This is a genomic window from Umezawaea tangerina, assembly GCF_003002815.1.
GTDB lineage: Bacteria > Actinomycetota > Actinomycetes > Mycobacteriales > Pseudonocardiaceae > Umezawaea > Umezawaea tangerina.
The window spans coordinates 1-25,197 of record NZ_PVTF01000007.1 but is presented as its reverse complement, the minus strand read 5'-3'; the positions used below and the strand labels follow the sequence as shown (position 1 = coordinate 25,197).

The window sequence follows — 25,197 nt, the reverse complement described above, 5'->3', positions numbered from 1 at the left end:
CGACAAGGTGGGGTACGTCCATGTGCGGTGTCGTCGGTTTCGTCAACAGCGGCAAGCGGAAGGAGGACCGGATCACGAACCTGCGCCGCGGTGTCCGGGCGATCGCCCACCGCGGCCCCGACGAGGTCGGCATCTACGACGACGCCCGGCTCAGCTTCGGCACGGTCCGGCTCTCGGTCATCGACCCGCTGCTGGGCAAGCAGCCGATGGTCACCGCCGACGACCGGTACGTGCTCGGGTTCAACGGGGAGATCTTCAACTACCTGGAGCTGCGGCACGAGCTGGAGGCGCGGGGGGTCTCGTTCGCCACGAGGTCGGACACGGAAGTCCTGCTGCACAGCCTCGTGGTCTGGGGTGAGCGGGCGCTCGACCGGCTCAACGGCCAGTTCGCCTTCGCGTTCTACGACCGCGAACGGCAGGAGCTGCTGCTGGGGCGCGACCCGTTCGGCGAACGGCCGTTGTTCTACACCGAACAGGGCGGCTCCCTCTACTTCGCCTCCGAGATCAAGGGCCTGTTCGCGTTCCCGGAGGTGCGCCGCGAGCTGTCGGCCGACGGCGTCCGGGCCAACGGCCGCTACTGGACACCGGTGCCGGGTGAGACGTGCTTCACCGGTGTGCGCAGCCTTCCCCCCGGCCACTTCGCCCGCGTCGGCCCCGCCGGGGTGGTGGTGTCGCGCTACTTCGAGATTCCGGTGGACCGGGGCGCGGGAGCACGGCCGGGCCTGACCTTCGAGGCCGCCAAGGAGGAGCTGCGCGACCGGCTCGACGAGGCGGTCCGGTTCCGGCTGCGCGGGGACTACCCCCTCGGCGCGTTCCTCAGCGGAGGGCTGGACTCGAGCGTCATCGCCGCGATCGTCCGGGAGCGCACGACCGGCACGCTGCCCACGTTCTCCATCACCGTGCCGGGGTCCTGGGCGGACGAGTCGGCCTACCAGCGGGTCATCGCGGAGAAGCTGGGCACCGACCACTCGTCGGTGGTGGTCACCGGCCGCGACATCCGCGACCGGTTCCCGAACCTGGTCCGCAAGTGCGAGGCGCTGCTGCACTTCTGCGCGCCGGTCGCCTCCGAGATGCTCGCCGAGCACGTCGGGAAGGCCGGGGTCCGGATCGTGCTGGGCGGCGAGGGCGCCGACGAGTCGTTCTTCGGCTACGACATCCTCAAGGAGGCCACCGTCCTGGACTCCTGCCTGGCCGACGGGTTCACGGCGGAGCGGGAAGCGCTGCTGGGCAAGGGGTTGAACGACGTCCTGCTCACCGACCCGATGACGGCGGGCGACATCCTGCGCTTCTTCCAGGAGCGGGCGGGCGACGGCGGCCCGGTGCTGGGCGCCCACCTGCGCCGGTTCGAGGCCGAGCTGCTGCCCGGTCTGCTGGCGGCACGCGACGGCGTCGCCGACGACGACCGGCGGCTGGCGGAGTTCGCGCGCGCCCAGGTGAGCGGGTACGACGACCTGGACGTGGTCGGCCGATCGCAGGTGCTCGACTTCGTGACCCTGTTGTGCGGCTACGGGATGACCTGCCTGGCCGACCGTCCCGGCGCCGGGTGCCGCATCGAGGCGCGCTACCCCTTCGTGGACAGGTCGGTCGTCGAGTTCGCGGCCGGGCTGCCCCGCGAGTGGAAGCTGCGCGGGCTGACCCGTGAGAAGCACGTCCTGCGCGAGGCGTACGCGGACGTCCTGCCCGCCGAGATCCGCGACCGGCCGAAGTTCGGGATGCGGGTCCCCGGCGCGGAGCACCTGCTCCCGACGGGCACGGGCGACTGGGTGGACGAGCTCCTGTCACCGCGCCGGGTGCGCGACTGCGGCGTGCTCGACCCGCACGGCGTGCGGCGGCTCGTCGACCGCGTCAAGTCCACTGAGGACGGATCGGTTCCCTTCCCGGACAACCACGCCTACCTCCAGGTGCTCAGCACGTTGCTGCTCCAGGACAGCCTCGTCGACGACTTCCGGGTGCCCGACCTGGACATCGACCGGATCCTGCTGCGGGAGTTCGACGGCACGGGCGGGGCGCTGGTCCGGCGATGAGCGAGCAGTACGACGCGATCGGCGCGCGGTTCGAGGAGTCCAAGTCCACCGCCGCCTTCTCCGCCGCGGACACGTTCACCCTGTGCGGCGCGCTCGGCGACCTCACCGGGCTGTCCGCCCTCGACCTCGCCTGCGGGTACGGCTACAACACCCGGTTGCTGGCCGAGAGCGGTGCCCGACCGGTGGTGGGCGTGGACGTCTCGGTGGAGATGGTGCGGCTCGCCCAGAAGTACGAGGCGAGGGCACCGCTGGGCATCGAGTACGTCATCGCCGACGCGACCGACCTCCCGCCGCTGGGGCGCTTCGACCTGGCCACCGCGGTCTACCTGTTCAACTACGCGTCCAGCCGCGCGGCGCTGCACTCGATGTTCCTCAACATCCGGGCGACGCTGACCGACGGCGGCCGGCTGCTGGCCATCGTGCCCAACCCCACCCCGTTCCCCGAGGGCAACTACGAGGAGTTCGGGCTGCGCCTGCTCGACCGCGTGCCCGGCGAGGAGGTCCCGCTGATCCGCCAGGAGTTCACCACCGACCCGCCGACGCCGCTGGAGGACTACGAGTGGCAGCTCGCGGACTACGAGCTCGCCGCGGTCCAGGCGGGTTTCGGCACCGTCAGCTGGTCACCGGTGCGCACGCCGCCGCCCGACGGCGACCGCGACGAGTCCTTCTGGCTGAGGTACCGGGAACACCCGGTCAGCTCCCTGATGACCTGCGACCGGAGGTGAGACCGGTGTCCCGGTGCGTCCTTGTCCGCTCCCGCGCGGAACTGGCCGAGGTGGTCGACCGCGGCAGCGGTGGCCTGGCCCTCGTGATGACCATGGGATCGCTGCACGCCGGGCACGCGGCGTTGATCCGCGCCGCCCGGCGCGAGGCGGCGACCGTCGTGGTCAGCGTCTTCGTCAACCCGCTCCAGTTCGGGGCCGCGGAGGACTTCGACCGCTACCCGCGCGAGCTCGACGCGGACCTGGCGCTGTGCGCGGCGGAGGGGGCGGACGTGGTGTTCGCCCCGACCTCGGCCGAGGTCTACCCCAACGGCGGGCCGGTGGTCCGCCTCGACCCCGGTCCCATCGCCGCCACGCACGAGGGCGCGCTGCGGCCGGACCTGTTCCCTGGGATCCTCACCGTGGTCACCAAGTTCTTCCACCTCGTGGCCCCCGACGTGGCCGTGTTCGGGGAGAAGGACGCCCAGCAGCTGGCACTCGTGCGGCGCATGGTCGCCGACCTGGACTTCCCGCTGCGGATCGTCGGCGTGCCCACCGTCCGCGAGCCCGACGGGCTGGCCATGTCGAGCCGCAACGCCTACCTGTCCCCCGCCGAACGGGTCACCGCCCTGTCGTTGTCGCGCGCGCTGTTCGCCGCGCGGGAACACCTGGATACCGCGAAGGACGCCCTCGCCGCGGCCGAGGAGGTGCTCGACGCCGCGAGCAGGCTCGACCCGCCGCTGCTGGTGAAGTCGCTGACCGTCGTGGACGCCGACACCTTCGCCGCCGTCCCGGACGACTTCCGCGGCGACGCGGTGCTGGGTGTGATCGCCAGGGTGGGCGGCACGCACCTGGTCGACCACCTGCCCGTCGTCATCGGTGGCTGACCCCCGGAGGAACGGCTTCGCGATGCCGAACGCACTGGAGGGCACCAGGTTCCACGCCTACGGCCCGCGCCACCTCGACGCGATCGCGGACCGGTACGGGCTGCCGCCGGACGTCCGCGAGTCGATGCGGCGGGTCTCCCTGGTGCTCCCGTTCCGGGTCAACGACTACGTGCTGGACAACCTGGTCGACTGGGCGGCCGTGCCGGACGACCCGATCTTCCGGCTGACCTTCCCGCAGCCCGGCATGCTGCCCGACTCCGACGAGCGGCGGCTGGCGGCGACGACCGGCGGGCGGCTGCGGGAGGTGGTCGACGACATCCGCGCGGGCCTCAACCCGCACCCGTCCGCGCAGCGGTCCAACGTGCCCGTCCAGGCGGGTGCGGCGGTGCCGGGGTTGCAGCACAAGTACCGCGAGACCGTCCTCTACTTCCCCGGACAGGGGCAGACCTGCCACGCGTACTGCACCTACTGCTTCCGGTGGGCGCAGTTCATCGGGGATCCCGAGCTGCGGTTCGCCGCACCGGAACCGTCAGGGCTGGTCGCCTACCTGCGCGCGCACCCGGAGGTCAGCGACGTCCTGGTGACCGGCGGCGACCCGATGGTGATGTCCGCGCAACGGCTCCGCAGCCATATTGCGCCGCTGCTGGCCGTCGAGACCGTGCGCACGATCCGGATCGGCACCAAGTCGGTCGCCTACTGGCCCCACCGCTTCACCACCGACCCCGACGCCGACGAGGTGGCCCGCCTGTTCGAGGACGTCGTCGCCTCGGGCAGGCAGCTGGCCGTCATGGCGCACTTCAGCCACCCGCGCGAGCTGGAGACCGACCCGGCGCGGCGCGCGTTGCTGCGGATCCGCGCCACCGGTGCCGCGGTGTACTGCCAGGCCCCGCTGATCGCCCACGTCAACGACGACGCCGCGGTCGTGGCCGAGCTGTGGCGGGCGGAGCTGGCGGCGGGCACCGTGCCGTACTACCTGTTCGTGGCACGGGACACCGGACCGCACGACTACTTCAAGGTGCCGCTGGCCAGGGCCGTGGACGTCTTCCGGACGGCCTACCGCACGCTGCCGGGGCTCGCCCGCACCGTCCGCGGCCCGGTGATGTCGGCGGCACCGGGCAAGGTCGTCGTGGACGGGGTCGACGGCGGCTTCTTCCAGCTGCGCATGGTGCAGGCCCGCGACCCCGCCCTGGTCGGCAGGCCGTTCCGCGCCCGCTACTCGGCCACCGCGGCGTGGCTCGACGAGCTCGACCTCGCGCCCGACACACCGCCTGACCTCGCCGCGGCGTGCAAGCCACCGAGGAGCGCCCCATGACCACCGACCTGTCACCCAACCTCGCGCTCAACCAGATGGTCGACCGGCGCCGGGCCGACGGGGAGTCCCTGGTGCACCTGGCCTTCGGCGAGGCCCGGCTCCCCCTGCTCCCGGAGCTGGCCCGGCAGCTCGCCGCGGGGGCCCGCCGCACGGCGTACGGACCGGTCGCGGGCGCCGAGTCCGCCCGCGCCGCGGTGGCGGGCTACTTCGGTCGGCGGCGGCTGCCCACCGACGCCGACCAGATCGTGCTGGCGCCCGGCAGCAAGGCGCTGCTGATGGCGCTGCAGCTCGCCGTGCCCGGCGACGTCCTGCTGCCGCGCCCGGCGTGGAACAGCTACGCCGCCCAGGTCCGGTACGCGGGCAAGGAGGTCATCGGGGTGCCGATCCCGGACGCGTGCGGTGGTGTGCCGGAGCCGGGGGCCCTGCGGCGGGCCGTCCACGCCGCCAGGGCGCGCGGCCGCGACCCGCGGCTGCTGGTGCTCACGCTGCCGGACAACCCGACCGGCACGCTCGCGCCGCCCTCGCTGGTGCGCGAGGTGTGCGCCGTCGCAGAGGCCGAGGACCTGCTGGTCGTCTCGGACGAGATCTACCGCGACCTCGTGCACGACCCCGCGGCGACCCCGTTCCTCAGCCCGGCCGAGGTCGTGCCGGACCGGACCGTGGTGACCAGCGGCCTGTCCAAGTCGCTGGGCCTGGGCGGCTGGCGGATCGGGGTCGCCCGGTTCCCCGAGGGGGACCGCGGCCGGTGGCTCCGGGACTCCGTGGTGTCGGTGGCCGGCGAGGTCTGGTCGACGCTGGCCGGGCCGATGCAGCACGTCGTGGAGCACGTCTACGCGGAGCCGCCCGAGATCCGCGAACGGCTCGCCGCCGGCACCCGGCTGCACGGTGCGGTGGCCAGGGCGGTGCACGACGTCGTCACCAGGTCCGGTGCCCGGTGCAGGCCGCCGACGGGCGGGTTCTACGTCTACCCCGACTTCGAGCCGGTCCGCGGGCTGCTGGCGGGCAACGGCATCGGGGACTCCGCCGAGCTGGGCAGGCGGCTGCTGGACGACTCGGGCGTCGTCGTCCTGCCGGGGCACCTGCTCGGCGACGACGTGCGCGGGCTCCGCTTCAAGGCCGCCACCAGCCTGCTCTACGGCGACGAGGACCAGCAGCGGGAGGCACTGGCCGCCGACGACCCCGTCCGCCTGCCGCACCTGGCCGCGGCGCTGACCAGGATGGAGGAGGCCTTCACCGGGCTGACGACCCGACGATGAGCGCGGTCAACCGCTGCTGGGTGGGGGTGCCGGTGACCGCGTGCAGCGAGTACAGGCGTTGCCCCAACCGCGAGTTGACCATCAGCGCGCCCTCGAAGTCCAGCCTGCCGACCCGGTCGTCCAGCACGCTCAAGACCGGGAACGGCGAGCTGGAGACCCGGTGCTCGTCCCACATCCGCAGGAACTCCTCGCTCGCCGCGCACAGGTCCGCCACCAGTGCCGCCGCGGCCACGTCGTAGCCGCGCTTGGCCACGACGACCCGCAGGTAGGCGACGAAGTTGCGGCCGATGGACTCCTGGTGCTCCGGCGGGTTCAGGACCGACCGGCGCAACCGGCCGGAGGCGAACCAGCCCCAGAACAGGTTTCCCTCCCGGCGGGGCCGTCCGGCGACCCGGCCGAACAGCCTCGTGTACAGCTCGTTCTGCGCCGCCACGGTGCCCAGGTCGTCGGTGACGAACGCCGGGAACGTCGCCGCCATCGCCCGCATCACCGACAGCAGCCGGGGGTCGACGGCGGCGGCCGGTGCCGCCACCACGGGCTCGGCGTGCCCGGCCAGCAGGTGCAGGTAGGCCCGCTCGTCCGGGTCCAGCCGCAACGCGCGCGCCAGGCCGCCGAGGATGGCGGCCGACGGCTGCGGGCCGCGCCCCTGCTCCAGCCGCTCGTAGTAGGTCGTCGACATGTTCGCCAGGCGCGCCACCTCGTCCCGGCGCAGGCCCGGCGCGCGGCGCCGCAGACCGGCCCGCAGCCCCACCACCTCCGGTGACAGCGCGTCGCGCCGCTGGCGCAGGAAGTCGGCCAGCGCGCCCCGCGTGATCGCCTCGGTCTTCCCCCGCATCGGCTGCACCGCCCGTCCGAGCCGGTTCCCCGGCCGCGCCTGTGGTGTCCGCCGGATTCCCGGCCGTCCCGCAATCGACGCCGCGGTGGAGGACTAGGGAATTCCGGGTGTCCACGGCACGTCATTCCGCATAAAATGCGTGACCCTCGACGATCCGACGGCCATTGACGTGAATACCCGGTTCTCCCACGTCAACGACGACTCGCGACTCAATCCCCTAATTGTCTTCCCATTTGTCGGAATTTAGCCCGGCGACGTCGAGGGCGTCAAGCACGCCGTTGGGCGAGATGTTGCCACCACGCACACCGGGTGAAATGAGAAAGGGGAATTGGTTCGCGCACCCGAATCACGGCGGGCCCTGCGGAATTCGGCCGACGCTCCCGGTGGGCGGGCACGCCTCGAAGGAGGGTGACCGCCGTCACAGGCATACCGTGTCGAGACCACCGCGCCGGGTTCGTCCCAGGGTCGCCGACCACCCGCCAACCGGAAAGGACCGCCGCCATGGCCGTCGCCGATGACCTCGACCGCGCCACCGACTCCCAGTGGGACTGGGTCGCCGAGCAGACCCGCGAGTACCTGGCCTCGGGCGGCACCGAGGGGTACGAGTCGAACGGCGTGTTCACGCTCGTGCTCGCCACGACCGGGCGCCGCAGCGGCATCGCGCGCCGCACGTGCCTGATCTACGGCACCTCGGGCGACGACTTCGTCGTCGTCGCCTCCAAGGGCGGTGCCGACGAGGACCCGGAGTGGTTCAAGAACCTGGTGGCGGACCCGAGCGTCGGCGTGCAGGTCGGCGCCCGCCGGTTCACCGCCACCGCGAGGGTCTGCTCCCCCGCCGAGCGCGAGCCGCTCTGGGCGCTGATGGCGGGCATCTTCCCGCTCTACGACGAGTACGCGCACAAGACCGACCGCGAGATCCCGATCGTCGTGCTCACCCCGCGGGACTGATCCCGACCACCCGTGAACGGTCGAGGGGCGGCACCCCTCGACCGTTCCCACCACCTACCAGGCCAGCTCCCCGGCCTCGTCCCGCAACGTGCCCGTCGGACCGTCCGCGCCGAGGGTGGCCAGGCGCACGACGACCGCGGCGCTCTCCTGCGGCGACCTCCCGATCCCGAAGGCCGCGGTCATGTCGGTCGCGGTGGTGCCGGGCTCCAGCGCGTTGAACCTGATGCCGGGCTGGGACTTCGCGTACTGGACCGTCAGCATGGTCGCCGCCGCCTTGGACGCGGAGTAGAGCGCGAGCGGCAGCCGGAACTCCGGCCGGTCGGGGTTGGTCACCGCCCAGAACGACCCGGCGCTGCTGGAGACGGTGACGACGTTGGGGTTGTCGGACTTGCGCAGCAGCGGGAGCGCGGCCTCCGTGACGCGGACGATCCCCACCGCGTTGGTGTCGAAGACCCGCAGCGCCGCGGGACCGTCGACGCCCTCGTCGCCGAGGACACCCGCGTTGTGCACCAGGACGTCGAGCCTGCCCTCGTCCGCCCCGATCGTCGCCAGCGCGGCGGCGACCGAGGCGTCGTCGGTCACGTCGAGCCGCACGAACCTCGCGCCGATCGACGCGGCCGCCTTCCCACCCCGTTCGACGTCGCGCGCTCCCACGTAGACGACGTGGCCCAGCTCCCGGAGCTGTTTGGCCGTCTCGAAACCGATGCCCTTGTTGGCGCCGGTGACCAGTGCGACGGACATGCCCCTCCTCCGCGGATGTGCGGTCCGGCAGGCCTGCTGCCCGCGCAGATCGCTTTCGAGTTGTGCATCGATCGATGCACAACTCGACCGTAGCACGTTCTGCATCGATCGCTACAGAAGTCGGAGAGGCGTGGGGGTCAGGTCAGCGGCCAGTTGCGCAGCGCCGCGTCGGCCAGCTCCTGGAGCTCGTCGCGCCCGACGCCGCCCGCGGCCTGCACGGCGATGCCGAACGACAGGGTGGTGACGTAGCGGGCGAGCAGCGCCGGGTCGGCCTCCCCCGGCAGGTCGCCGTCCTCGACGGCGCGCTCGAACCGCTCCCGGATGGCGCGGAAGCCGTTGTCCCGCCAGGCGACCAGGACGTCGCGGACCTCGCGCCCGGAGTCGCTGGTGACCAGCGCGCTCTGCACTCCGAGGCACCCGTTGGGCTGCGCCGGGCGCGTGGTGGTGCGGACGGTGCCCGCCAGGACCGCCGTGGCCACGCCCAGCGCGGTCGACTCCTCCAGGGCGCGGTCCAGGTACGCGCTGGGCCCCTCGGTGTAGCGCCCCAGCGCTTTGCGGAACAGCTCCTCCTTGTTGCCGAAGGTCGCGTACATGCTGGTGGTGGAGATGCCCATCGCCGCGGTCAGGGTGGCCAGGCTCGCGCCCTCGTAGCCGTGCTCCCAGAAGACCATCATCGCGCGTTCGAGGGCTTCGTCGACGTCGAACCCCCGCGGACGGCCGGTCGGGCGGCGCTGTTCGGTCCTCATCCCCGCAGGGTACGCCTTCCGCATCGATCGATGCGGAACGTGCTAGCGTCGGGCTCCGCAACGATCGACGCGGAACCGGGAGGTCGAGCGAGCCGTGGCGCGGCGGATCAGGAGGGCCCACGTGGGACGCGCCCCGTGCCGAGCAGACCGGGGCGCACCGGACCACCTCACCGCGAGTCCTCTTCGGACTGTCCACAACGGCTCGTGGTCACGGGAACAGCAGCAGCTTCCCCGTGGTGGCCCTGGACTCGATGTCGGCGTGGGCCCGTGCCGCGTCGGCCAGCGGGTAGCGGCCGCCGATCCGGACGACCAGCTCGCCCGTCCCGACGAGCGCGAACAGCTCGGCCATGTGGGTCGCGAGCGCCCCCTCGCCGCGGAGGTGGTCGTCGGTCGTGGGGTAGGTGAGGCGGACGCTGCGGGGGAGGTCGTCGACGCGGATGCTCGGCACCTCACCGATCAGCGGCCCGTAGAAGACCAGCGTGCCGTGCGTGCGCAGCGCCTCCAGCGACGCGTCGAACGTGGTCGCGCCCGCGCCGTCGTACACGACGTGCACGCCCTCGCCGCCGGTCAGGTCGCGGACCGGCCCGACGAACGCGGCGCCGGTGGAGACCAGGACGTGGTCGGCGCCCGCCTCGGTGGCGATCCCGACCTTCTCCGGCCGCGACACCAGGCCGATGACGGTGCCACCGCGGGCTTTCACGAGCTGGGTCAGCAGCATGCCGACCCCGCCCGCGGCGGCGTGCACGAGTGCGACGTCCCCCGGCCGCACGGCGTGGGAGACGGTGGCGAGGTGGTGCGCGGTCAGGCCTTGCAGGACCAGGGCCGCGGCCGTCTCGTCGTCGACGGTGCCGGGCACCGCGACGAAGCAGGTCGCGGGGAGCACGACCTGCTCGGCGTAGCCGCCGTGCCGGGTGCTGTCCATCCACGCGACGCGGTCACCGGGCGCGAACCCGTGCACACCCTCCCCGGTCTCCAGCACCACACCGGCGCCTTCCGCGCCCGGCACCTCGACCAGGCGGTGCTTGCGGACGGAGGTGTCGAAGAAGTTCACGCCCGCCACGCGGACGTCCACCAGGATCTCGCCGGGGCCCGGACGGGGTGCCTGCCGCTCACGCAGCCGCAGGACCTCCGGACCACCCGCCTCGTCGATCTCGATCGCTTTCACCCGACCCAAGCTAGGAGCCGCAGAATGTACCGGCAAGTACAGTCCGGGGGCGTGGCCACCGCCAAGGGCGCGGCCACCCGACGGCGCATCGTCGAGGCGGCCGCGGCCGAGATCCGGGAACGCGGCACGCTCGCCACCACGCTCGACGACGTGTGCAGGCGCAGCGGAACCGGGAAGAGCCAGCTGTTCCACTACTTCCCGCGCGGTCGGGAGCAGCTGCTGCTCGCGGTCACCGAGCTCGAGGCCGGGCGCGTGTTCGACGACCAGGGGCCGTACCTGGACGGGCTCGACTCGCGTGCGGCGTGGGCCGACTGGCGCGACACCGTCGTCCGGACCTGCCGCGACCGGGGACCGCACTGCCCGCTCGGGGTGCTGATCGCCGACGTGGGCCGGTACGGTCCGGCGGCCCAGACCGTCACGGCGCAGCTGGTCCGGCGCTGGCAGGCGGCGATCCGGGTCGGCATCGAGGCCACCCAGGCGGCAGGCGAGGCCGACCCCGCCCTCGACGCCGACCGCACGGCCGCCGCCGTGGTCACCGCCGTCCAGGGCGGCGTCAGCGTCCTGCTCTCCACCGGCTCCGCGGACCACCTGGAGGCCGCGCTGGACTTCTGCCTCGACCGCCTGCTGCTCGCGGACGCCCCCGAGCGCACCTGACCAGGGGGCGTCCGGCTCCGGTCAGCAGAAGGGCACGAGGAGGTGCGAGGGGTGCTCCGCACCGGCGTGGATCTCGTACCCACCCCGGTTGACGGTGTCGTCGTGCCCGAACCGCGCGTGCTCCACGATGTCGCGGCCGCTGACCACCAGGCGCAGCGACTCCCCCGCCTCGAAAAGGGTGCTGGACGGCAGGACCTCGATCTCGACCGGGACGATCCCGCCCGGCCGCACCGGCTCGCTGCGGTCGTGGCTCAGGAAGGGCCGCCACGGCGAGGACCGCTCCCGGTCCGGGTGGCGCTGCGACACGCGGAGCCAGCCGAGTGCCACGACCCCCTCGCGGTGCCCGTCCTTGCCCGCGAAGTGGACCTCGCGGCCGTCGCGGTCGAACTTGCGGACGGCGACGAAGAGGTCGAGGTCGTCGGTGTCCACAGTGGACACCCAGAGCCTGGCCACCATCGGGCCGGTCACCTCGGTCCTGCGGTCGAACGACAGCTCGAACCCGGCGGTCTGCCCCGACTCCGCGTCGAGGAGACGGGACTGGCCCGCGGACGGCGCGTCGGGGGTCAGGCTCCCCTGGCTCAAGTCCAGGTAGTGCGGGACGAGCTGCGTCCGATCGGGCGGCCACGAGTCCTCACCCCGCACCTCGACGGCCTCGCCGTCGAGCCGCACCTCCAGCCGGACGCGGGGACGCCGGGGGAAGCCGTTGTCCTCGCCCTTGAGGAAGTGGTCGAAGAACGACCTCTGCCACTCCAGCGCGTCCGCGCTGTAGTAGACCTCCCACTTCTTGCCGCCGTGCGTGTACAGCCACTTGTCGCCCGACGACATCCGCGCGAACCCCTCGACCGACCCGCGGGAGTGCAGCCCGTGGTCGGACCAGGAGGCGCAGACCAGGGCGGGCACGTCGATCGCCTCGAGCGGGAACGGGTCGCGCTCGGCCCGTTCCAGCATCGCGGGCCCGCGCGCGACGATGTCGTCCCCGGCGCCGCGCGCCAACGACCCGGCCAGCCACGCGGTGCGGAACCTCGTCTCCGGTATCCCGCCGTGGTGCGTCGCGTCCCGCAGCAGGTCGCTCGCGCCCTCCCAGGGGATGATCGCCTTGAGGTGGGCCGGTTTCGTCCGGGACGCGCACATCCACTGGGTGATCGCGAGGTAGGACACGCCGTTCAGGCCGACCGCGCCGGTGCTCCAGGGTTGGCCGCCCGCCCACTCCACCAGCTCGGCGTAGTCCTCGGCGTCCTGCTCCGAGTAGATGCCCGCCCGCCCTTCGGACTCGTAGAACCCCCGTGCGTCGGCCACCACGACGACGTACCCGTTCGGCACCCAGAACGCGGGGTCGGGACCTTCCCACGTCGTCACGTCGGAGATGTGCATCGTCCCGACGGCCATGCCGGCGTCCCGCATCCTCGGGAGCGTGGAGTAGTCGGCCGGGCCGAAGTCCTTGCCGTAGGCCGTAACGCACAGCACGACCGGGAACCGGCCCGCCTCCCGCGGCCGGTACACGGTGACGGCCAGGCGCACGCCGTCGCGCATGGCGACGCGGACGTCCCGTTCGACGACCACCCCGTCGGGCAGCGGGTGGGTGACCGCTCCCAGGTCCTGGCGGGCGTCCTCGGGTGTCGGCTGCGGCACGGTCGGGTCTCCTTCGTTCACGGCGTCGCGGCGACCAGTGGTTCCCGGTCGTGGTCGAGGAAGGCGAGGATCTCCCGCGCGGTCATGGCGGGGCTCTCCTGCGGCAGCATGTGGCCCTCGGTGGAGAAGGCCACCTCCTTGCAGCGCCTCAGCTTCCGCGCCAGGTCGTGCTGCCGCTCGGGCGCGATGACGGTGTCGCGCTCCCCGCGGACCAGCAGCGTCGGCGCGGCGACCTCCCCGAGCCGGTCGTCGACCGAGTGCGTCGAGTTCTGCTCGGACAACGCGCGGTGCACGCCGCTGTCGACCAGGACCGCGGCGTCGACGGCGAGCTCCAGCATCCGCCCCGGCGGGCGGGCGAACATCCCGCGGAACCCCTCGCGCACCGCGTCCCGGTCGTGCCCGTGCTCGACGAGGAACCGGAGCATGTCCACCGGGTCGCGGCGGGTGTCGGCCGGCCCCGGCGCCAGCAGGCACAGGGCGGAGAAGGTCCCCGGATGGCGGATCTCCGCGAAGACGCCGATCTGGGCGCCGAGGGAGTGCCCCGCGTAGGCGGGCGCGTCGAGCCCGAGCGCGTGCGCGAAGGCCACCACGTCGTCGGCCACCGCCGCGAGGGTCCAGTCCGCCGGGTCGCAGGGGGACGCGCCGTGCCCCCGGAAGTCGAGCGCGTAGACGGTGCGGCTCGCGGCGAGCAGCTCCAGCACCTCCTCGTAGGACCCGGAGGTGGAGCGCATGCAGTACCCGTGGACGAACACCAGCGGCGGTCCGCCCGACGCCGCCCCGTGGACCCGGTAGCCCAGCTCCACGCCGTTCACCGCGATCTTCGCCAGCTCGTCGCCCATCACCGCGGCTCCTCGTCCCGTGTCCGCGCGCCGCTCACGACTGCGGCGCGATCAGGTACTTCTCGCCGGTCGCACGGCGGTGGTAGGCGGCGACGACCTCGGGGTCCAGGGCCTCGCGCAGCGAGATCGTGCGCGCGTAGCGGCTGGCGAACGTCGTGGTGAGCTCGTCGGCCACGCGGTCCTTCAGACGACCGACGACCTCGGGCCCCACCTGGGCGAGGAAGGTGGTCAGCAGCCATCCGCCGACACCCCAGGCCAGGCCGAAGGTGTTCGCGAGCTCCGTCGGGCGGGTGTCGAGGCGGCCGCAGACGTAGACCTGCTTGTGGACGCTCGACCCGTAGCGGTGGTGCCCGGTCAGCTTCGCCGCCTGGACGGTCTCCATCGCGGTCAGCACGCGCGAGACCATGTCGCCGCCGCCGATCACGTCGAAGCAGAGCGTGGCGCCGGTCGCCGCGATCGCGGCGGTCAGGTCCTCCGGGAACGTCGGCGTGCTGGAGTCCACGACGTGCTCGGCCCCGATGTCCCGCAGGATCCCCGCCTGCTCCTGGCTGCGCACGACGTTCACCAGGCCGACGCCGTCGGCGAGGCAGACCCGGTTCAGCATCTGCCCCAGGTTCGAGGCCGCGGCGGTGTGGACGAGGGCCGTGTGCCCCTCGCCGCGCATCGTCTCCAGCATGCCCAACGCCGTCAGCGGGTTCACGAAGGAGGACGCGGCCTCGGCCGGTGTCGCACCGTCCTTGGTCACCAGCAGGTCGTCGACCTTGGCGACGCGGTGCTGGGCGTACATGGCGCCGGTGCTGGTGGCCACCACCCGTCCGACCAACGCCCGTGCCCGTGGGGACGAACCGGCCGCAACGACCACACCCGCGCCCTCGACGCCCGCCGGGACCGCGGGGCCGACCCTCGCGGCCAGCGCGGGCATCGCCTCCGGCGGCATGGGCATGGAGATCTCCGGCGCGTCGCCGGACCGCTCGACCCGCGTGCGCGAGACGTCGGCCGGGCCGATCATCGCGCCGATGTCGGACGGGTTGACCGGCGCGGCCTCCACGCGGATCACGACCTCGTCGGCGGCCGGTCGGGCGACCGGCACGGTGGCCAGCCCCAGGTGCAGCCGCGCGTCGGGCGACAGGCGGGACTGGAGCTGCAGACTGGTCTCGGGTACGGACACCGACATCCTTCCTCCGGTGGACGATGACGTGGACCGCACGTCCTACTGCGCGGTACACGTCCCTCACAGTAGGACGAACTGCTCCCCGAGGCAAAGCCCGTTCGCGGCACACACTCGCCGAACTCCCGAGATGTCCGAGGTTCTGGACGGGAACGCGTCCCCTGGTTAAGGTCCCACCCAGCAGAACTCCCCCTTTCCAGTGGGACGCCTGATCGGCGGGCCGAACACGGGCCGCGACCGGAGCCCGACCACCAGATGGGATACTGGGTCCATGTCCACGGCCGACCGCCCACCCGCCGAGCCCACCCGAGGCCCGTACACCATCGAGGCCGTCGACAACGCCGCCCGGATCCTGCTCATGCTCATCGAGCGGCCGTGGCTGCGCACCAGCGACGTCGCCAAGGGCCTCGACGTGGCGCGGTCGACCGCGCACCGCATGGTGACCACCCTGCTCGACCGCGGCCTGCTGCGCTACAACAGCGACGACAAGTCCTACGGCGCCGGGTACCGGCTGGTCGAGCTCGGGATGTCGGTCATCGGCGTCGGCGACCTGAAGAGCGAGGCGACCCCGTTCCTGGCGCAGGCCGCGGCCGAGACGGGCGAGACCGCCCAGCTGATCGTGCTGGAGGGCACCGACATCGTCTTCGTCGCCGCGATCGAGGGCGGCCACGTCATCCGCGCCGCCTCGCGGGTCGGCGCCCGCATGCCCGCCCACGCCACCGCCGCGGGCAAGTGCCTGCTGGCCCGGCTGAGCGAGGACGAGCTCCAGCACGTGTTCCCCTCCGCACGGCTGGCCGTGAGCACCTCGGCGACCATCCGCTCCCGACGCGCGCTGTCGGAGGAGCTGAAGCTGGTGCGGTCGCAGGGGTACGCGTTCAACGACGGCGAGAGCGAAGACGACCTGGCCGCCGTGAGCGCGCCGGTGGTCGACACCAGGGGCACCGCGCACGGCGCCATCAGCGTCTCCGGTCCGAGGGAGCGCGTCCGGCAGAACCGGGAGCGCTGCGCCGAGGCCGTGCGCACGGCCGCACACGACCTGGAACGCACGATCTTCGGCCGTCCCTCGACCTGACCGCGACCGCCGGACGCGCCGTCAGGGCAGGACTTCCGTGTCCACGGGGACCAGGCGGGTGGTGGACGGTCGGCCCGGCGCGAGCAGGTCCCGCACCGCCGGGCCGATCCCGTCGCGCCAGCGCGGGTCGTCGTGGACCGCGTCGAGCACGGCGCGGCGCTCGTCCTCGTGTGCGAACCGGCGGACCCACACGTAGGCGTCCTCGTCGTCCAGGTCGACGAACGCGGCGACCACCTCCATCCCCTTCTCCACGTGCAGCGGGATGACCTGCTCCCCCATGCACCGCACCAGGTCCGCGCGCCGTCCCGCCGCGGCCCGCTCGCGGCGGACCTCGAAGTACCCGCCGTCGTGCTGTCCGCGGCGGGTCCGGACGCGCTCGGCCGCGAGCCGGTAGACGTCGGGCGAACCCTCCCACGGTTCCGTCCGCACCACGGCCCACCGGTGCACCAGCCAGCGGCCGGACTCCTTGCGCAGAGCCAGGTCCCAGTGGCCGCGCATCGTGCACTCCCCCACCGCTCCGGGTGCGGTCGGCACGTGGTGGTAGGCGATCACCTCTGCCCGGCAAGTCGCCTCGACACCGTCCACAGTGGCCACCAGGTGCCAGGGCGTGTGGACCGTGCGGTCGAAGCCCTCCAGCACCGACCGCGCCCTGGCGACCAGCGCGTCGGCGGTGACGTCCTCGGCCGGGGCGCCGGGGTGACCGGACAGGTCGAGGTGCGTGCGATCGGCGAACAGCGCCCGCAACGCGGTCCAGTCGCGGCGGTCCTGCGCGTGGGCCAGCCCCGCCACCAGGCGGGCGATGTCGTGGGAGTCGGTCACGGCCTCGGATCCCCTCGGTCGATCACGGGCAGGACCAGGCGGCTGGGGTGCGCGGGGCCGTGGAACACGCGGTTCACCGCGACGACCAGGTCGGCCTCCCCGTCGTGGGCGACGGCGCCGCCGGTGTTGGTGTTGCGGTCGTAGCGCGGGAAGTTGCCGCTGGACACCTCCAGCCGGATCCGGTGGCCGGGCAGGAAGGCGTTCGACGTGACACCGACGTCGACCACCAGCTCGGTGACCTCGCCGGCGCGCAGGGGTGTGGGTTCGGCGGGGGAGTCGCGGTAGCGGGCCCGTCGGACGCCCTCGCACAGGATGATCGCCCGGCCGTCCGGGTGGACGTCGACCAGCTTGGCCGTGAAGTCCGTGTCCAGGGCCGAGGAGCTGACGTGCAGCACCAGCCGGACGTGCCCGGTGACCTCGACGGCGGCGCGCAGCACGGGGGTGGTGAAGCAGAGCACGTCGTCGCGACCCTCGACCGGGGACTGGTCGGCCGGACCGGCGAACTCGCCGGGACCGGTCGCGAGCACCGTGCCGCCCAGCGTGGGCACGGGCCTGCGCGGGTCGTACAGGTAGGTGTCGTGCGCGTCGGCGGTCGGCGGCGCGGTGCCCAGCTCCCCGTCGCCCGCGGCGGTGTTGGCCCCGGCCCGGCTGGAGAGGTGGTAGTCGGTGTAGCGGGTGTCGGGCAACGGCCAGTCGTCCTCGTCGCGCCACTCGTCCAGGCCCATCACGAAGAGGCGCACGCGCTTCCCGTCGTCCGGCCGGTCGTCGCGGCCGCGCACCCAGCGGTCGAAGAAGCGCAGGTGCGCCTCCGTGACGCCCGCTGCCTCGATGCCGCCCGCCGGCCCGAACGAGCGGTCCGGGAACCGACCGAGGTCCGCGCCGTCGGGATGGGCCCACGGTCCGATCACCAACCGCTGCCCCTCGCGCGCCTCGACGCTGCCGCCGTGCCGCCGCATCTCCGCGTAGGCCCGGACGGTCTCGCCGATGAACACGTCGTACCAGCCGCCGATGCTCAGCGCGGGCACCGTGATGGCGGCGCAGCGCTCGGTCGACGCGAGGTCACGCCAGTACCCGTCGCGCGACGGGTGGTCGAGCACGTCGCCGACCCACGGCAGTGCGTCGCGCAGCACCGGGCGCTCGGCGACCGGGAGCGGGTCGAGCAGCGGACGCCGTCGTACCAGCATCTCCCGCAGCAGGGCGACCTCCGGCGCGTCGGGGGTACCGCGCAGCGAGCCGAGGGCGGCGAGCGCACCCCAGCTCAGGACCGCGTCCAGCGACAGCGCGCCTCCGGGCGAGTACCACGGTGCCCGGTAGAGGTCGGCGGACGTCATCACCGGTGCCATCGCGCGCAGGCCCGCAGGCCCGCCCACCGCGGTCTGCCACTGCACGAACCCCATGTACGAACCGCCCCACGTGCCGATGTTCCCGTCGCACCAGGGTTGGGCGCGCAGCCAGGCGATGGTGTCCACGCCGTCGTCGCCGTCGGTCAGGTGCGGGACGAACGTGCCGGGCGACCGGGACGTGCCGCGCACGTCCTGCACCACGATCGCGTACCCCGCCCCCACCAGCGCGAACACGTCCGGCAGCTTGGGGTTGCCGAACAGCCCGGCGTCGTCCTTGCCGTAGGGCGTGCGCAGCAGCAGCGCCGGGAAGGGCCCCTCCCCCGACGGGCACCAGACGTTGGTCGCCAACGCGGTCCCGTCGCGCGTCGGCACCTCCACGTCGACCGTCACCGTGAACGTCATGGCCGCACCCCCAGGTCCCGCTCGGCCACCGGCTCCTGGTTGGTCATCCAGTGGCTGAAGGCCGCGTAGCTCCGGGCGAACTCCCACGGGGAGGCCGAGTCCTCCACCACCTTCGAGAGCGCCGCGACGTGGGCGTAGTGGGGGATGCGGTCGGCCTCGTAGGCCTTGAGCGCGACGGGCACGTCGTGGTGGGTGGTCAGGTAGCGCGCGAGCAGGGCGGCGTCCTCGACGCCCAGCGAGGCGCCCGCGGTGATGTGCGGCGACATCGCGTGCGCGGCGTCCCCGACGAGCGCGACCCGGCGCGAGGTCCAGTGCGGCAGCGGCGGCACGACCATGATCTGGTTGTGCAGCACCAGCTCCTCCGGGGTGGCCTCGATGAGCTCGGCCAGCGACGAGTTCCAGCCGCCGTCGTCGAGGTCCCGCGCGCGCTCCAGCGCCTGTTGCTTGGCGGTGCCGGTCAGGGCGGGCGAGCCGAACTGGGACAGCAGCCAGAACACGCCGCCGTCGTAGGACCGCGTGTACCCGCCGCGGGAACCGTTGCGCCCCAGCACCATCACGTCCCGCTCCACCTCCGGCCCGCCGGGCGGCAGGACCGCGCGCCAGGCGTGGTGGCCGACGTGCTCCCGCGCACGGGCGCCGGGGACGAGGAGGCCGCGCACCGCGGAGAACGCACCGTCCGCGCCGACCAGCAGGTCCGCGTGCTCGGTGCGGCCGTCGGCGAAGTGGACGGCGACCCCGTCGTGGTGCTCCTCGTAGCCGACGAACTCGGCGTCGAGCCGGATGTTCCCCGCGCCGACGGCGTCGGCGAGCAGGACGTTGAGCTTGGCCCGGTGGGCCAGCAGGTACTCGTGGTCCGCGGCGGTGGACCCAGGGGTCTCGATCGGCGCACCCGTCCGGTCGTGGAACCGCATCGCGGAGGGCTTGCCGATCGCGCGGACGCCGTCGCCGACACCGAGGGAGTCGAAGACGGCCAGCGCGTTGCGCCACAGCCCCAGCGACGCCCCGGCGGCCCGGATCTCCGGCGCCCGCTCGCACACCAGCACGTCGGCTCCGGCACGGCGCAGCGCCAGGCCCGTCGTGAGACCGACGATGCCCCCGCCGATCACGATCACCCGCGTCACCGGTCGCTCCCCAGTGGACGCGCACGGCGGTGGGACCTGTTGTGGTTCAAGGGAATCCTCCTGTGGTGGTCGACAGGTCCACCGTAGGAGCGGTCGCCGGTTGACTCCAGTGCAACGTTGATAAGGAGTCATTCCACCCCTGATAATCGGCAGGTGGAGTCCCTGGACATGAACCTGCTGCTGGCGCTGGACGCCCTGCTGACCGACAACAGCGTCACGGCCGCGGCCGCGCGCACGCACACCTCGGCGCCCGCGATGAGCCGGTCGCTCGCCAGGCTGCGCCGCGTGTTCGACGACCCGCTGCTGGTCCGCGCGGGCCGCGACCTCGTGCCGACGCCGCGCGCGCTGGAGCTGCGCGGTGAGGTGCGCGCCGTGGTGGCGCGGGCGACGGCGCTGTTCGGCCCGGCACCGGACGCCGACGTCGCGACCACCGTGCGGACGTTCGACCTCCAGGTCACCGACCTGTACTCGACCACGGTCATCCCGCGGCTGATCGGCGACGTCCGCGGCCAGGCGCCGGGCGTCACCCTGCGGTTCCGGCCGGAGGGGGTGGAGGGCGGTCCCGCGTTGCGCGAAGGCGTGGTCGACCTGGAGATCGGCGTCATCGGCGCGACCGACCCCGAGATCCGCACCGAGGTGCTGGCCACCGAACACCTCGTCGGCTTCGTCCGCCGCTCGCACCCGCTCGCCGCCGTCCGCAGGGTCACCCCGCGCCGGTTCGCCGCGGCCGACCACGTCGCCCTGTCCCGCCGCGGCCGGGCCCGCGGGCCGGTCGACGAACGCCTGGACGAGCTCGGCCTGAGCAGGCGGGTGGTGGCCGTGGTACCGACCTACGCCGCGTCGCTGTTCCTGGCCGGGGAGACCGACGTCGTCTGCCTCGCCCCCGCCGTCACCGGCCGGGCGACGCTGGAGCGGTTGGGGCTGCACGCCTTCGAGCTGCCCTTCGACCTGCCGCCCGTGCCGCTGGGCATGGCGTGGCACCCGCGCAACGACGCCGACCACACCCACCGGTGGCTGCGCGACCGCGTCCGCGACGTCGTCACCGGGTCGCCGGGCTGAGGCGCCTCCCCCGGACTACTCGGCGGCCACGGGGTCGCCGGCCCGGCGGCGTTCGAGGAACACGGTGTCGCGCCAGCGCCCGTGGTGCCGCGCGACCCGCTCGCGGACCCCGAGCGTCCGGAAGCCCGCGGCGTGGTGCAGGGCGAGGCTGGGCCGGTTCTCCGGGAAGATGGCCGTCTGCAACGTCCAGAGCCCGGTCTCGTCGGCGGCCGTGACCTGCTTGCGCACCAACGCCTTGCCGACCCCGCGACCGCGGAACCCCTCGCCGATGTACACCGAGGTCTCCGCGACCCCCGCGTAGCAGTCCCGCGCGGACACGGGCGAGGCCGCCGCCCACCCCGCGACCCGGCCGTCGACCTCCGCGACCCACCGGTGCCCCGGTAGCCACCTGCCGTCCAGCGCCGCGCGGTCGGGCACCTCGGTCTCGAAGGTGGCGTCCCCCGTGGCGATGCCCTCGCCGTAGATGCGCAGCACAGCCGCCCAGTCGCCGCGGCGCAGCGCGCGGACCACGACGTCGGCGGGCACGTCGGTCGGGCAGCACGGTCGGGGTGCGAGCACGCCCATCACGACGTCGGCGGCGTGCGGGAGACCGGTGCAGCACGCCGGGTTGACGGTGACCAGCGTGGTCGTGCCCTCCTTGCGCAGCGACAGGAACCCGACCTCGGCGAGCTTGCGCAGGTGGTGCGAGCAGGTCGACTGGCTGATGTCCGTCCACCCGGTCAGCTCGCCCACGGTCACCGGGCGGCCCGCCGTCGCGACCGCGTGCAGGAGCCGCACCCTGGTGGGCTCGGCCAGGCAGGCGAACCACTCGGCGTAGGTGGCCGCGTCCTGCGGCGCGAGCTGCCCGTGGACGGGCGTCGTGGTCATGGTCCGGATTATCGGCCCGGTTCGACGGTTGCGTCAATCGACGCCCGTCGATAGAGTCCGCCGCGTCGGATCGATCCCCATCGATGAATGGTGCCGTGATGGACGAACTCCCCGTGGTAGTGGTCGGAGCCGGTCCCGTCGGGTTGGCCGCGGCGGCGCACCTGGCCGAACGCGGCCTGCGCCCGCTGGTGCTCGAAGCGGGAGCCCAGGCCGGTGCCGCGGTGCGGCGGTGGCACCACGTCCGGCTGTTCTCGGCGTGGACCGAGCTGGTCGACCCCGCCGCGGCCCGACTGCTGGCGCCGACCGGCTGGCAGCGCCCCGCCGACGGGTACCCGACCGGCGCGCAGTGGGCGCAGGAGTACCTGGAGCCGTTGGCCGACGCCCTGGGCGACCGGGTGCGGTTCGGCGCGCGGGTGGTCGGCGTCGCCCGACGCGGACGTGACCGGCTCGTGGACTCCGGCCGGGACACCGAACCGCTGACCGTGCACGTCCGGCACGACGACGGCACGGAGGAGCGCGTCACCGCACGGGCCCTCGTCGACGCGTCGGGAACCTGGGGTGGCCCCAACCCGCTCGGGGGTGACGGCCTGCCCGCGGTCGGCGAGCGCGGACAGGCCCGCGTCTCCTACCGCGTCCCGGATCTGCAGGACCCGCAGGTCGCCGCCCGGTACGCGGGCGGGCGGGTCGCGGTCGCGGGCAGCGGGCACTCGGCGTTGACCGCCCTTGTCGCGCTGACCGCGCTCCCCGACACCGAGGTCGTGTGGCTGCTGCGCCGCGGCGTCGTCGGCAACGCCTTCGGCGGCGGGGACGCCGACCAGCTCCCCGCACGCGGCGCCCTGGGGCTGCGCGCCGAGCAGGCGGTGCGCGCCGGACGCGTCCAGGTGGTCACCGGGTTCCGCACCGCCGCCGTCGAGTCCGCAGTGGACGGTCGACTGGCGCTGGTGTCCTCGGCGGGACACCGGGTGGAGCCGGTGGACGAGGTGCTCGCGCTGACCGGGTTCCGACCGGACCTGGCCTGGCTCTCGGAGCTGCGCCTCGACCTCGACCCGGTGCTCCAGGCGCCGACCGCGCTGGCACCGCTGATCGACCCGAACGCCCACTCGTGCGGTTCCGTCCCGCCCCACGGCGCGACCGAGCTCGCCCACCCCGAGCCGGGGGTGTTCCTCGCCGGGATGAAGAGCTACGGCCGCGCGCCGACGTTCCTCGCCCTCACCGGGTACGAGCAGGTCCGCAGCATCGCGGCCGAGCTCGCGGGCGACCACGAGTCCGCCTCGCGGGTGGAGCTCGTCCTGCCCGAGACCGGCGTGTGCGGCGGTGCGGGCGTCTTCGACGCCCAGGACGACGACACCACCGGGTGCTGCGCCCCGACCGGACCGCAGGTCCTGTCCTTGAGCGCTCCCGCTCCCCAAGGCCCGTGACCACCCAGGGCCGTGTCCGACGTGGCGCGGCCCGGCGCACGAGGGGTGGCGCCGGTCCGCGCCGCACCAGCCCGCGTCCGAACCCCGAGGAGCCAGTGTGACCGGCAAGCCGGAAGTCCTCTTCGTCTGCGTCCACAACGCGGGCCGCTCCCAGATGGCCGCCGCGCTGCTGGCCCACCACGCGGCGGGCCGGGTCACCGTCCGCTCCGCCGGGTCGGCGCCCGCGAGCAGCGTCAACCCGGCCGTGGTCGAGGTGATGGCGGAGCTCGGCCTCGACCTGGCGCGGGAGTTCCCCAAGCCGCTGACCGACGAGGCCGTGCGGGCCGCCGACGTCGTCATCTCCATGGGCTGCGGCGACGCCTGCCCCGTCCACCCCGGCAAGCGCTACCTCGACTGGGACCTCGAGGACCCGGCCGGACAGGGCGTCGACGCCGTGCGACCGATCCGGGACGACATCGACAGGCGGGTGCGCGACCTGCTCGCCGAACTGCTCCCCGACGACGTCGGCTGACCGGCCGGGATCACCTGTTGCCGTAGTCCACGGCGTCGACCGCGCGGACGAACGTGCCGGGGCGGGTGGCGGTGTCCTGGCGCAGGATCGCGCCGAAGTCCCACGTCAGGCGCTGGGTGTCGGTCGTGTTCGGCGGCGTGACGAGAACCGAGTCGGGCGTCCAGTGCGAGGTGCCCTCCCTGGTGCCCGCGCTCAGGAAGACCAGCGTGGCGCTGGTCGACTCACCGGGTGCGAGGCTGACCGGCTTGATCGGGTCGTCCCCGCGCCCGAGGTCCCAGGGATCACCGTTGATCGTCTGGAACTGGACGCCGGGGAAGCCCTGGATCGTGCAGCGGGCGGCCGAGCTGTTGGCCAGCAGGACCGGGACGCTCAGCTGACCTTCCACCCCCTGGACCGGGAACTCGAGCCCGAGGCTCACCTTCGCGGTGGCGCACAACGGCTCCCCGCTGGGGGGCTTGTCGCCGTTGTCGCGCAGGGCGTCGGAGCCCCCGGCGCTCGCACTGGCGGAGGTCTGGGTCTGCTTCACCGTCGAGGAGGACGGCGTGACGTCGTCTCCGCCGGCCGACCCCCCGGTCTCGCCGGCGGAGCAGGCCGTCAACGCGCCGAACGCCGCCAAGACGACGACGGCCGCACCGCGGACAACCCGACTGCTGTTCTTGCCCATCGCTGTTCCCGACTCCCTCTGGATTGCCCTGTGGTGTCACGCGACCCGCTCCGCCGAAGGTAACACCGGGAGGTTGAGCGCTACACCTGACCAAGCCCGACCAAGACGTGCGGAGATGTCGGCCGTCGGCCGAACACGCAGGCCAGAAGGCGGAACAGCCCGCGGAGATCGGCACGATGTTGCCAGCAGGAGCAGGGGTGTCGGACTCGGGCGGCGCGGGCCGCGGCAACCGGCGGGGAACACCTGACGACGACCGCCTCGACGAGGGTGCCGGCCGAACGAGTCCACATCGGACAGTCCGACGTCCGGGACGTCCGACCGGCGGTGGTCTCGACACCATCCGCGCCGGGCGGTCACGCCGGCGTCCCGCGATGCGACAGGAATTCGACAGCCGACCGACAGCAAAGTGGCCTTGCCTACTCGAGTGCCCGCGCAATACCGGTCCATTGTGGACACTTTATCGTTACAAATGGGAGCCGACTTCCATTTAGACCAGGGTCGTCACCGTCGAACGGCGGCGGTGTGCGACCCCTGACCTCCAGTCCGCGAGAACACCCCTGCCCGAAACCCGGTGATACCGCCGGAGATATCCTGCCCGGCGAAGCGGCGCAAATAGTTCGCCGCGCAAAGAATATGTTGGCTTATTCCACTGTTGCGGATACCGAGGGCGGGCCTGTTCGGCGTGGGAACGGCGAGAACCCTTGTCCACCCGGTATATGCGCGCGCACCGGACAACGCGACGGACCACATGCAGAATGACCGGCAGAACTGCTCGTCGTCGTGTGGTCAACGTTGAAATGCGGCAGGTAAGCGCCATCCAGATGGTCATGCATCCTTTAGCTTGGGACACTGCGGACAACCTCTGCCCGGAAGATGCACCCGTCCACGCGCGCCGTGCTGCGCTCCACACGCCGACGCAACGCGGCTCCTCGTCCAGAAAGCCAGTGGTGAAGCGGATGCCCACCGACACCAGTCGGGAGTCCCCACTCCGGATCAACATCCTGGGACCGGTGGAA

Annotated in this window: 24 protein-coding genes; 12 read left to right on the top strand and 12 right to left on the bottom strand. The window is 73.2% G+C overall.

Annotated features, from left to right (window positions below; translation table 11 throughout):
* The first annotated feature begins 20 nt into the window (after positions 1-20).
* Genes asnB through CLV43_RS23220 form a run of 5 tightly spaced genes read left to right on the top strand, consistent with a single transcriptional unit; the run spans position 21 to position 6,180 of the window.
* Positions 21-2,024, top strand: coding sequence for an asparagine synthase (glutamine-hydrolyzing) (asnB, locus tag CLV43_RS23240; RefSeq protein WP_106189401.1), 2,004 nt, complete (start codon positions 21-23; stop codon positions 2,022-2,024).
* On the top strand, positions 2,021-2,749 hold the full coding sequence (locus CLV43_RS23235; protein ID WP_106189400.1) for a class I SAM-dependent methyltransferase: 729 nt from the start codon (positions 2,021-2,023) through the stop codon (positions 2,747-2,749). Before asnB ends, CLV43_RS23235 begins: the two co-directional genes overlap by 4 nt.
* Before the next feature lie 5 nt (positions 2,750-2,754).
* On the top strand, positions 2,755-3,612 hold the full coding sequence (panC, locus tag CLV43_RS23230; protein ID WP_211304505.1) for a pantoate--beta-alanine ligase: 858 nt from the start codon (positions 2,755-2,757) through the stop codon (positions 3,610-3,612).
* Between the two features lie 22 nt (positions 3,613-3,634).
* On the top strand, positions 3,635-4,924 hold the full coding sequence (locus tag CLV43_RS23225; RefSeq protein WP_106189399.1) for a KamA family radical SAM protein: 1,290 nt from the start codon (positions 3,635-3,637) through the stop codon (positions 4,922-4,924).
* Positions 4,921-6,180: a pyridoxal phosphate-dependent aminotransferase gene (locus CLV43_RS23220; RefSeq protein WP_106189398.1), complete on the top strand. Its 1,260-nt coding sequence runs from the start codon at positions 4,921-4,923 to the stop codon at positions 6,178-6,180. The genes CLV43_RS23225 and CLV43_RS23220 overlap by 4 nt, the downstream gene beginning before the upstream one ends.
* On the opposite strand, the gene CLV43_RS23215 is transcribed toward CLV43_RS23220, so the two are convergent.
* Entirely contained in the window at positions 6,155-7,015 is an 861-nt protein-coding gene (locus CLV43_RS23215) for a helix-turn-helix transcriptional regulator (RefSeq protein ID WP_106189397.1), read from the bottom strand. The genes CLV43_RS23220 and CLV43_RS23215 overlap by 26 nt on opposite strands.
* Before the next feature lie 501 nt (positions 7,016-7,516).
* Between CLV43_RS23215 and CLV43_RS23210 the strand changes: the two genes are divergently transcribed.
* Entirely contained in the window at positions 7,517-7,963 is a 447-nt protein-coding gene (locus CLV43_RS23210) for a nitroreductase family deazaflavin-dependent oxidoreductase (protein ID WP_106189396.1), read from the top strand.
* A gap of 54 nt (positions 7,964-8,017) precedes the next feature.
* Here CLV43_RS23210 and CLV43_RS23205 read toward each other — a convergent pair whose 3' ends face one another.
* The 3 genes from CLV43_RS23205 to CLV43_RS23195 form a co-directional block, all read right to left on the bottom strand.
* A complete protein-coding gene (locus CLV43_RS23205; protein WP_106189395.1) occupies positions 8,018-8,704 on the bottom strand; it encodes an SDR family NAD(P)-dependent oxidoreductase in 687 nt (228 codons plus the stop codon).
* A 137-nt stretch (positions 8,705-8,841) separates the two neighbouring features.
* Positions 8,842-9,450, bottom strand: coding sequence for a TetR/AcrR family transcriptional regulator (locus tag CLV43_RS23200; RefSeq protein WP_106189394.1), 609 nt, complete (start codon positions 9,448-9,450; stop codon positions 8,842-8,844).
* Positions 9,451-9,658: 208 nt separating this feature from the next.
* Positions 9,659-10,615, bottom strand: a complete 957-nt coding sequence (locus tag CLV43_RS23195; protein WP_106189393.1) for a quinone oxidoreductase family protein — start codon at positions 10,613-10,615, stop codon at positions 9,659-9,661.
* 51 nt (positions 10,616-10,666) lie between these two features.
* On the opposite strand from CLV43_RS23195, the gene CLV43_RS23190 reads away from it, so the two are divergent.
* The gene (locus CLV43_RS23190) at positions 10,667-11,269 is read left to right on the top strand and encodes a TetR/AcrR family transcriptional regulator (protein ID WP_106189392.1); all 603 of its coding nucleotides are present in this window, start codon (positions 10,667-10,669) and stop codon (positions 11,267-11,269) included.
* A gap of 21 nt (positions 11,270-11,290) precedes the next feature.
* Here the strand turns inward: CLV43_RS23190 and CLV43_RS23185 are convergent, their stop codons facing one another.
* Genes CLV43_RS23185 through CLV43_RS23175 form a run of 3 tightly spaced genes read right to left on the bottom strand, consistent with a single transcriptional unit; the run spans position 11,291 to position 14,905 of the window.
* Entirely contained in the window at positions 11,291-12,898 is a 1,608-nt protein-coding gene (locus tag CLV43_RS23185; protein ID WP_146174880.1) for a CocE/NonD family hydrolase, read from the bottom strand.
* Positions 12,899-12,915: 17 nt separating this feature from the next.
* Positions 12,916-13,737, bottom strand: a complete 822-nt coding sequence (locus tag CLV43_RS23180; protein WP_106189390.1) for an alpha/beta fold hydrolase — start codon at positions 13,735-13,737, stop codon at positions 12,916-12,918.
* Positions 13,738-13,771: 34 nt separating this feature from the next.
* Complete coding sequence (locus CLV43_RS23175) at positions 13,772-14,905, bottom strand: MDR/zinc-dependent alcohol dehydrogenase-like family protein (protein WP_211304504.1); 1,134 nt, start codon at positions 14,903-14,905, stop codon at positions 13,772-13,774.
* 271 nt (positions 14,906-15,176) lie between these two features.
* On the opposite strand from CLV43_RS23175, the gene CLV43_RS23170 reads away from it, so the two are divergent.
* Positions 15,177-15,977 carry an IclR family transcriptional regulator gene (locus CLV43_RS23170; RefSeq protein ID WP_106189388.1) on the top strand — a complete coding sequence of 267 codons (801 nt, stop codon included), beginning with the start codon at positions 15,177-15,179 and terminating at the stop codon, positions 15,975-15,977.
* Positions 15,978-15,998: 21 nt separating this feature from the next.
* Here the strand turns inward: CLV43_RS23170 and CLV43_RS48555 are convergent, their stop codons facing one another.
* From CLV43_RS48555 to CLV43_RS23155, 3 genes are read right to left on the bottom strand one after another with little or no spacing between them, the layout of a single operon-like run.
* A complete protein-coding gene (locus CLV43_RS48555) occupies positions 15,999-16,796 on the bottom strand; it encodes a nuclear transport factor 2 family protein (RefSeq protein WP_106189387.1) in 798 nt (265 codons plus the stop codon).
* Positions 16,793-18,541 (bottom strand): CocE/NonD family hydrolase, encoded by a 1,749-nt coding sequence (locus CLV43_RS23160; RefSeq protein WP_106189386.1) that lies wholly within the window; start codon positions 18,539-18,541, stop codon positions 16,793-16,795. The genes CLV43_RS48555 and CLV43_RS23160 overlap by 4 nt, the downstream gene beginning before the upstream one ends.
* A complete protein-coding gene (locus CLV43_RS23155) occupies positions 18,538-19,662 on the bottom strand; it encodes an FAD-dependent oxidoreductase (protein ID WP_245886871.1) in 1,125 nt (374 codons plus the stop codon). Before CLV43_RS23155 ends, CLV43_RS23160 begins: the two co-directional genes overlap by 4 nt.
* A 153-nt stretch (positions 19,663-19,815) precedes the next feature.
* Here CLV43_RS23155 and CLV43_RS23150 point away from each other — a divergent pair, with 153 nt between their 5' ends.
* Positions 19,816-20,721, top strand: coding sequence for a LysR family transcriptional regulator (locus tag CLV43_RS23150; RefSeq protein WP_342749807.1), 906 nt, complete (start codon positions 19,816-19,818; stop codon positions 20,719-20,721).
* Positions 20,722-20,736: 15 nt separating this feature from the next.
* Here CLV43_RS23150 and CLV43_RS23145 read toward each other — a convergent pair whose 3' ends face one another.
* Positions 20,737-21,588, bottom strand: a complete 852-nt coding sequence (locus CLV43_RS23145) for a helix-turn-helix domain-containing GNAT family N-acetyltransferase (RefSeq protein ID WP_106189384.1) — start codon at positions 21,586-21,588, stop codon at positions 20,737-20,739.
* A 98-nt stretch (positions 21,589-21,686) separates the two neighbouring features.
* Here CLV43_RS23145 and CLV43_RS23140 point away from each other — a divergent pair, with 98 nt between their 5' ends.
* Entirely contained in the window at positions 21,687-23,006 is a 1,320-nt protein-coding gene (locus tag CLV43_RS23140; protein WP_106189383.1) for an FAD-dependent oxidoreductase, read from the top strand.
* A gap of 97 nt (positions 23,007-23,103) precedes the next feature.
* A complete protein-coding gene (locus tag CLV43_RS23135; protein WP_106189382.1) occupies positions 23,104-23,517 on the top strand; it encodes an arsenate reductase/protein-tyrosine-phosphatase family protein in 414 nt (137 codons plus the stop codon).
* 10 nt (positions 23,518-23,527) lie between these two features.
* Here the strand turns inward: CLV43_RS23135 and CLV43_RS23130 are convergent, their stop codons facing one another.
* Positions 23,528-24,181 carry a DUF4232 domain-containing protein gene (locus CLV43_RS23130; RefSeq protein WP_106189381.1) on the bottom strand — a complete coding sequence of 218 codons (654 nt, stop codon included), beginning with the start codon at positions 24,179-24,181 and terminating at the stop codon, positions 23,528-23,530.
* 755 nt (positions 24,182-24,936) lie between these two features.
* On the opposite strand from CLV43_RS23130, the gene CLV43_RS48550 reads away from it, so the two are divergent.
* Positions 24,937-25,197 (top strand): hypothetical protein (locus CLV43_RS48550; protein WP_211304503.1); only part of this gene is annotated, 261 nt, incomplete at its 3' end.

Excerpts from the sequence above, each read along its gene's own strand:
- asnB (WP_106189401.1), top strand. The coding sequence starts at position 21 with ATGTGCGGTGTCGTCGGTTTCGTCAACAGCGGCAAGCGGAAGGAGGAC.
- CLV43_RS23235 (WP_106189400.1), top strand. The coding sequence starts at position 2,021 with ATGAGCGAGCAGTACGACGCGATCGGCGCGCGGTTCGAGGAGTCCAAG.
- CLV43_RS23225 (WP_106189399.1), top strand. The coding sequence starts at position 3,635 with ATGCCGAACGCACTGGAGGGCACCAGGTTCCACGCCTACGGCCCGCGC.
- CLV43_RS23220 (WP_106189398.1), top strand. The coding sequence starts at position 4,921 with ATGACCACCGACCTGTCACCCAACCTCGCGCTCAACCAGATGGTCGAC.
- CLV43_RS23215 (WP_106189397.1), bottom strand. The coding sequence starts at position 7,015 with ATGCGGGGGAAGACCGAGGCGATCACGCGGGGCGCGCTGGCCGACTTC.
- CLV43_RS23210 (WP_106189396.1), top strand. The coding sequence starts at position 7,517 with ATGGCCGTCGCCGATGACCTCGACCGCGCCACCGACTCCCAGTGGGAC.
- CLV43_RS23205 (WP_106189395.1), bottom strand. The coding sequence starts at position 8,704 with ATGTCCGTCGCACTGGTCACCGGCGCCAACAAGGGCATCGGTTTCGAG.
- CLV43_RS23200 (WP_106189394.1), bottom strand. The coding sequence starts at position 9,450 with ATGAGGACCGAACAGCGCCGCCCGACCGGCCGTCCGCGGGGGTTCGAC.
- CLV43_RS23180 (WP_106189390.1), bottom strand. The coding sequence starts at position 13,737 with ATGGGCGACGAGCTGGCGAAGATCGCGGTGAACGGCGTGGAGCTGGGC.
- CLV43_RS23170 (WP_106189388.1), top strand. The coding sequence starts at position 15,177 with ATGTCCACGGCCGACCGCCCACCCGCCGAGCCCACCCGAGGCCCGTAC.
- CLV43_RS23160 (WP_106189386.1), bottom strand. The coding sequence starts at position 18,541 with ATGACGTTCACGGTGACGGTCGACGTGGAGGTGCCGACGCGCGACGGG.
- CLV43_RS23145 (WP_106189384.1), bottom strand. The coding sequence starts at position 21,588 with ATGACCACGACGCCCGTCCACGGGCAGCTCGCGCCGCAGGACGCGGCC.
- CLV43_RS23140 (WP_106189383.1), top strand. The coding sequence starts at position 21,687 with ATGGACGAACTCCCCGTGGTAGTGGTCGGAGCCGGTCCCGTCGGGTTG.
- CLV43_RS23130 (WP_106189381.1), bottom strand. The coding sequence starts at position 24,181 with ATGGGCAAGAACAGCAGTCGGGTTGTCCGCGGTGCGGCCGTCGTCGTC.